The organism is Collinsella sp. AM36-4AA (assembly GCF_003467795.1).
Lineage (GTDB): Bacteria > Actinomycetota > Coriobacteriia > Coriobacteriales > Coriobacteriaceae > Collinsella.
The window spans coordinates 20383-27792 of record NZ_QSHS01000031.1 but is presented as its reverse complement, the minus strand read 5'-3'; the positions used below and the strand labels follow the sequence as shown (position 1 = coordinate 27792).

At 58.8% G+C, this 7410-nt stretch carries 6 protein-coding genes; all 6 read left to right on the top strand.

From position 1 onward, the window contains the following. The first annotated feature begins 137 nt into the window (after positions 1-137). The 6 genes from acpS to tsaD are packed head-to-tail and all read left to right on the top strand — an operon-like array spanning position 138 to position 6961. Positions 138-677, top strand: a complete 540-nt coding sequence (acpS, locus tag DW850_RS09040) for a holo-ACP synthase (protein WP_117655164.1) — start codon at positions 138-140, stop codon at positions 675-677. Beyond that, positions 678-2294 (top strand): NAD(P)H-hydrate dehydratase, encoded by a 1617-nt coding sequence (locus DW850_RS09035; protein ID WP_082435564.1) that lies wholly within the window; start codon positions 678-680, stop codon positions 2292-2294. A gap of 2 nt (positions 2295-2296) precedes the next feature. After that, positions 2297-3442, top strand: coding sequence for an alanine racemase (alr, locus tag DW850_RS09030; RefSeq protein ID WP_089573672.1), 1146 nt, complete (start codon positions 2297-2299; stop codon positions 3440-3442). An 8-nt stretch (positions 3443-3450) separates the two neighbouring features. Next, complete coding sequence (locus tag DW850_RS09025) at positions 3451-4071, top strand: uracil-DNA glycosylase (protein WP_089573671.1); 621 nt, start codon at positions 3451-3453, stop codon at positions 4069-4071. 12 nt (positions 4072-4083) lie between these two features. Further along, positions 4084-4590: a tRNA (adenosine(37)-N6)-threonylcarbamoyltransferase complex ATPase subunit type 1 TsaE gene (tsaE, locus tag DW850_RS09020; protein ID WP_089573670.1), complete on the top strand. Its 507-nt coding sequence runs from the start codon at positions 4084-4086 to the stop codon at positions 4588-4590. Further along, complete coding sequence (tsaD, locus tag DW850_RS09015) at positions 4577-6961, top strand: tRNA (adenosine(37)-N6)-threonylcarbamoyltransferase complex transferase subunit TsaD (protein WP_117584238.1); 2385 nt, start codon at positions 4577-4579, stop codon at positions 6959-6961. Before tsaE ends, tsaD begins: the two co-directional genes overlap by 14 nt. The last annotated feature ends 449 nt before the right edge of the window (positions 6962-7410 follow it).

Sequence of the window (7410 nt, the reverse complement as noted above, 5' to 3'; positions counted from 1 at the left end):
GGGAGGCCTCGCGGCCTCCCCCTTTTTTGTATCTCGGGCAATTTGTCTCACATAGTAGCTGTGTTTTATAACCCTCGTTTGTCGCATCTTCTGCGAACGGGCTACAATAACTTAGTCTGTGCGATATGGAGGTGAACATGGCTGAAGCTGGTATCGGCGTTGATATCGTCGAGATTTCCCGCATGAAATCAATTCTTGAAAAGACGCCGTCGTTTGCTCGGCGTGTGTTTACCGAAGAAGAGCGTGCGTATTGCGATGCATCATCGCGTCCCGCTGCTCACTATGCGAGCCGCTTTGCTTCGCGCGAGGCGGTGCTTAAAGCTCTCGGCACGGGTTTTAGTCAAGGCGTGGGTCGCAAGGATGTTTCGGTAACGCGTGATAAACTCGGCAAGCCGAAGGCGCTGCTTTCGGGCCGTGCTCTCGAGATCGCTCAAGAACTGGGCGTTGTTGAGGTCGCTCTTTCCATTACGCTTACGGGAGACTTGGCCGTTGCGAATGCCATCGCGATTACCGAAGATGCTCGGCCTAAGCCAAAAGATGAAAAGGTGAGCACCAAGAAACGCGTTGCGCAGACATTTAAAGAGGCTCGCTCTGTATTAGATGAGCTCGAGCAGCTGCAGAATTCAGCATTGACGGAGCACCTGGGCGATGCTTCGCAAGATACGCTAGGAGCATAGATGAAACCGGTTTTGAGTACCGAAGAAGTCGTTCGTCTCGAGGATATCATCGAACGCGAAGGGACTTCGAAGGCCGAGCTTATGGAGCTAGCGGGTGAGTTTGCCGCTAACGAGGTCTTGAAGCTCAATCCCGATCGGGTTCTCGTTTTGGTCGGTTTTGGTAATAATGGCGGCGACGGTTGGGTTGCCGCCGATATCCTGAGCCATAAGGGTGTGGACGTGGATATCGTTTCTCCGGTTGAACCGGATGAGATTCCTGCTGCTCTGGCACGTCATGTTGCTCGTCGTACTGCCGGCCGCGATGTGCACGTTTGCGTCGGCCCCTCGCGTGATGAACTCGAGGTTTTGATCGATAAGGCCGATGTTGTTGTCGATGCCATTTTTGGTACCGGTTTCCACGGGAATCTGCGTGCGCCGTTCTCCATTTGGATTCCTACGGTCAATGAATGCGCCGATTGTGTCGTATCCATTGATGTCCCCTCGGGCCTGAATGCAGAGACGGGCGTTGTTGATGACGACTGCATTCGTGCCGAGCGCACGGTGACGATGATTGCGCCCAAGATTGGTCTGTATAGCGCTGATGGTCCTGAGTATGCTGGCGATTTGATCTGCGGCAATCTTTACGACCGTCTTGACGAGGTCATCGATGATGTCGACCACGCCGCCGAGATTGTCGAGCCCGGTGACTTAGTTGATTACTTTGCTCCGCTACCATCGAATATCGATAAGTATTCCCGTGGCTCCGTGCTTATTGTCGCCGGATCTGCGCAATATCCTGGTGCTGCCATTATGGCGGCCAAGTCTGCAGCTCGCGCGGGTGCTGGTTACGTGGCAGTCGCGGCTCCTGACGCCTGCGCCAATCTCATTCGCATGGCACTTCCTTCGATTCCGGTCTTTGCTATTCCGTCTGATTCCCGCGGCTCCTTTGGCGCCGCTGCGCGCATGACGGTGTGCGAGATCGCAAAGAAGTACAGCTGCGTGCTGTGCGGTCCCGGTATGACGACGTCTGCCGGCGCTATGCAGGTGGTTTCGGGCTTGCTCGAGCTTGATGTACCGCTAATTTTGGACGCCGATGCACTCAACTGCCTTGCTAAGATTGCCATTGACGGTATTGATAGTAACCCCGAGATGTATCGCCGCGAGCAGCCGTTGGTTATGACGCCGCACTATCGTGAGCTTTCGCGCCTGGTTGCCGGTGACGAGGTGAACGACCTTGGTACCGCGATTGCGGCCGCGCAGAAGGTTGTCTGGGCTGCAGGCTCCGACAATCTGGTGGTCATTGCCAAGGGGCCGACGACGGCTATCTGTGGCGTTGAGCGCGTGCTGCTGCCGCTCTCGGGTCCGGCTTCTCTGGCAACTGCCGGTTCGGGTGATGTTCTCGCGGGTATTTTGGCCGGCACGCTTGCCACCATGCGCGACGAGATGGATCGTTGGGAGTTGCTGTATTCGTACGCCGTTGCACTTCACAGCTACGCCGGTTTTGCTGCGGCGACGGAGTATGGTGAGAAGAGCGTTATCGCGACCGATCTTATCGACTTGATCGGTCCTGCCATGGAGCTGGCGGCAAAGGATGCGCTCGAAGATCTGGGAATCATGGACGAAGGGTCGGATGACTAATCATGAATAAAGCCGATTTGACGCGCTGGTCCTGGGTCGAGATCGACCGCGGGGCGCTCCGTCGCAACACGAGGGCCTATAAGAACTTGTTGAATCCGCGTCAGCGCCTGTGCTGCGTGGTCAAGGCTGATGCTTATGGTCATGGAGCTGTTGAGTGTGCCAAGATCATGTATTCGGCTGGTGCCGACATGTTTGCCGTGGCGACGGTTAACGAGGGCGTTGGGCTCCGTCAGGGCGGGATTACTAAGCCCGTCCTGATTCTAAGTGAGCCGCCTATCGAGGCTATTCCTGCATTGCTCGAATTCGATATCATGCCCTCGGTCTATACGTCCGATTTTGCTCTTGCGTATGGCGAATGCGCCGTCGCGGCGGGCAAGGTGGGCAAGTACCATCTTGCCATCGAGACGGGCATGAATCGTATCGGTGTTCACTACACACAGGTGCTCGACTTTGTACGCGGCATCAGTTTCCATCGCGGCATCCAGTGCGACGGCGTATTTACGCACTTTGCCACGGCCGATGAACCTTCGGGTTGGGACTACAAGCTGCAGTGCCAGCGTTTTACCGAGGCCGTTCAGGCCATTAAGGACGCAGGTTTTGAATGCGGTATCGTGCATTGTGCCAATACGCCGTCCTCGATGCTCGATTCTTCAATGCACTTTGACATGATTCGTGCCGGCATCGGTTTGTATGGTCTGCAGCCATGTGAGCTGAGTGGTCGCGTGATGCAGCTTGATCCCGTCATGAGCGTCCACGCGCGTGTGACGCGCGTGGCGCATCCTGCGATGGGCGAGGGCGTGGGCTACGGCTTTACCTACCGCGTACCGCGCACGCGCGTTCAGATCTGCACCCTTCCGATCGGTTATGCCGATGGCCTTTCGCGTACGCTTTCCAATCGTATGGACGTGCTGTATCGCGGCGAGCGTGTGCGTCAGGTGGGCAATATCTGCATGGACCAGTTTATGGTCGCCATTCAGTCCAACCCAGCACATGAGATTCCCGAGGCCGAGTATGGTGACGAGATGATCATTGTCGGCCGCGATGGAGATGCCGAGATTACCATGGACGAGATGGCGCGCCTACGCGGCACGATTAACTACGAGGTCGCTTGCGGCTTTGGTATGCGTCTCGACAAGGTCTACGTGTAGGAGTCGCTATGGGCGTCATGCACATCCCCGGCCATAGCCATCAGGCGCCGCGTGAGGTCGCACTCGAGGAGATCGAGGCCGTTCTGGGCGATTGTCACCTTTGCCAGCTTTACCAGTCGCGCCATAACATCGTGTTTGGCGTGGGAAACCCCCACGCTCGCGTGATGTTTATTGGCGAGGCGCCGGGCCGCAATGAGGATTTGCAGGGCGAGCCCTTTGTGGGGGCGGCAGGCGAGGACCTCAACGGCATTTTGTCGCTGGCGGGGCTCAAACGCGAAGACGTCTACATTGCCAACGTGCTTAAGTGCCGCCCGCCGGGAAACCGCAATCCGCGTCCCGAGGAAGTGCTGGCTTGCTCGCCATTTTTGCGTGAGCAGATTCGAAGCATCTGGCCCGATATTATTGTGACGCTCGGCAACCCCGCGACGCACTTTGTGCTAAAGACCGAGATTGGCATTACTAAGCTGCGCGGCAGGTTCCACCAGATGGGGCATTTTGTGGTAATGCCCACGTTCCATCCGGCAGCAGCGCTGCGCAATCCGGCGTGGCAGGAGCTGCTGGAGGAAGACTTTAAGATGCTGGGCGACTATCTGGAGCGACATCCCGCGCCAGAGGACGCCTCGGAATAATAAGGAGCATATATGTCCCTGGAGCGCCTGGGGGTAGGTACTTACAAAACGACTTGCGCTGCCGATACGGAGTACTTTGGCGAGCTAATTGCACCGTGCCTTGAGGATGGCGATGTGCTCATCCTGACCGGTGGCCTGGGAGTGGGCAAAACTCACTTTACCAAGGGCGTCTCGCGCGGGCTGGGCGATGGGCATATGGTTACGAGCCCTACGTTCGCCCTCATGGCCGTTCACGATCAAGGTCGTATTCCGCTGTTTCACTTTGATCTATACCGCCTGGAGCATGCCTACGAGCTCGAGGATACGGGCATTTTCGATGTGCTGGGCTATGAGGGTGCTTGCCTGCTGGAATGGGGCGAACAATTCCAGGACGAGCTGACGGATGAGTATCTTTCGGTGACGCTCAGGCGTGATGAGGGCGACAGCGATGTGCGAACGATAACGCTTGAGGCGCACGGTGACCGCGCAATGGAGCTTTCCCATTTGATTGATAAGGCTGTACAAGATGAGCTTGCATAACGACAACGCGCTGGTGGTGGCGCTCGATACCTCGACCGACATGCTTGCCTGCGCGGCAAGCTGGATTGATGGGCAGACGGGTGAGACGAAGCTCGTGAGTGGCGACCACATGTGTCGCCGTCACGCCAACGTTGAGCTCGTGAATACCGTTGATGGCGTGCTGGCTCAAGCCGGTCTGGATCGCAGCGATGTTGGTTGCTATGTGGTCGGCCGCGGCCCGGGGTCCTTTACGGGTGTGCGCATCGGCATCTCCACTGCCAAGGGCCTCGCGCGTGGTGCCAATGTTCCGCTGCTGGGCGTGTCGACGCTCGACGCTTGCGCTTGGACGGCGTGGAAGGCTGGCGTGCGCGGCAAGCTTGGTATCTTGGCCGATGCTATGCGCGGTGAGGTATATCCGGCGCTGTATATGCTGGTCGATGAGGGTCCCGAGCGTCAATTTGAGCGCGAACACGTGGTCAAGGCCGCCGTGGCGCTCGATGAGTGGCGCCAAGCAGCGGACTGGGGCCAGGTTCAGCTGACCGGTGACGGTCTCGTGCGCTATGGCAAGCTGCTGGGTGAGGACGAGGCCGCCCGCTGCGTGGAGCGCGACCTGTGGTGGCCTTCGGGCGAGGGCTTGCTGCTCGCGCACGCTGCGGGTGACGGCGATCCGGCCCGCGTCCTGCCGATTTACACGCGCCTTTCGGATGCCGAGGAAAACGAGCGCAAGCGTCTTGGTCTTGCCGAGAGTGCGCAGAGCGAAATTACGGGTGTTGCCGATGAGCTCGCCGGTCGTCATCTGCAGTTCCGTCCCATGGGCGCGGCGGATGCCGAGGGCGCGAGCGCGCTGGAGGCTGCCTGCTTTGAAGGTGCCGGACACGAGGCATGGACGCCGGGCATGTTCCTGTCCGAACTGGGCGAGGACGTCGCTGCGCCGCGTAGTTGGTGGGTGGCACACGACGATGGCAAGCTGCTGGGCCTTGCCGGCGGTATGGTCGTGGACGGTGATGTGCAGATTCTGGATGTCGCCGTCGACCCGGCACATCGCCGTGAGGGCATTGCCCGCAAGCTGCTGTCGCACGTGAGCTATGATGCCCAGATGCTCGGCTGCACCACGGCTTCGCTCGAGGTCGAGGACGGTAACGAGGGAGCGATCGCGCTTTATAACGCTCTGGGCTTTACCGAGGCTGGCCGTCGCCGCGGCTACTATGGTGCCGGCAAGGACGCCATCGTCATGACGGCTCCGCTGCCCCTGGTGCTTCCGGTCGACAATGCTTCGCCCGAGCCGACGGCGGCAGAGCAGCGCGTATGGCCGCTGCCTGCGCCTTGGCGCTCTGCCGAGGAACGTGTCGAGATTGAGCGTCGCCGCCTCGTACTCGCTATCGAGAGCTCCTGCGACGAGACGGCGGTGGCGATTATCGATGCGGATGGCAATATGCTGGCCAACCAGGTGTCGACGCAGATTGATTTTCATGCACGCTTTGGCGGCGTGGTGCCCGAGATCGCCTCGCGCAAGCACGTCGAGGTGATTGTGAGTGTCGTGGATGCGGCACTCGAGGACGCCGCAGCGTCGCTGGGCCTTACGGGCGGAGCCATTACACCAAGTGAGCTTGCCGCCGTGGGCGTGACACAGGGTCCGGGCCTGGTTGGCGCCCTGGTGGTGGGCGTCGCCTTTGCCAAGGGCTTTGCGTATGCTGCCGGCAAGCCGCTCGTGTGCGTCAATCATCTGGAGGGCCACCTGTTTGCCAACCTGTTGGCGCAGCCCGACCTCAAGCCCCCGTTTATCTTTACGCTTGTCTCGGGCGGGCACACCATGCTCGTGCACGTGAAGGCATGGGGCGACTACGAGGTACTTGGTGAGACACTCGACGATGCTGTGGGCGAGGCCTTCGACAAGGTAGCCAAGGCGTTGGGTCTGGGCTATCCCGGTGGCCCCATCATCTCCAAGCTGGCCGAGACGGGCAATCCCCGCGCGATCGATTTTCCTCGCGCGCTTAACAGCAGGGGGGACTATCGCTTCTCGCTTTCGGGCCTCAAGACGGCGGTGACGCTCTACATCGAGCAGGAGACCAAGGCTGGGCGCACGATTCACCTGCCCGATCTGGCGGCTTCGTTTGAGGCAGCCGTCTTTGACGTTCAGTACAAGAAGGCCAAGAACGCGCTGCATGCCACCGGATGCAAGGAATACTGCATCGGCGGCGGCGTCTCGGCTAATCCGCATCTGCGCGAGATGATGATCAAGAAGCTTGGGCGCCAGGGCATCCGCGTGACGGTGCCGCCTCTCTCGGCATGCACCGACAACGCCGCCATGATCGCGGAGGTCGCCCGCCGTAAATTCGACCGAGGTGAAATCTCGCCGTTCGACGTCGACGCCGATCCAAACATGACGCTGTAGCTGGTACGGCGCGGTCCCCGGACGGAGGGGCCGGATATAAGGTTTCCTGCTCTACAGTCCTGCGCAAGACGAAGGACACATTAAGTGGCCTTCTTTGCGTGCGGAACTCGCGATAAACCTTATATCCGGCCCCTCCGGCCGGGGACCTTTCTGTATCGATATGGCTTCTGGGCTGGATCGGCGTCGACAACGTCCAGCAAGGTTAACCAGCCTGCGTCGAATTTCCGGCGTTCTTTAGCTGAAAGAAAAAGTTGGTGTGCGGAGCTTTGCTCCGCATTTGGGATGGGAGCTCCCGCGGCTCCCGAGGGGGCATCTCTCATGCAAAAACTTTTGTCGGGTAAAGTCCGAGGTTAGTGGCGTTTTATAACGAGAAATTCAAAAAAGTTGAAAATTCATTACTTATTTGCGTTGACTTTAGGTAACTAAAGTTTCATACTCCTTTTCAACCA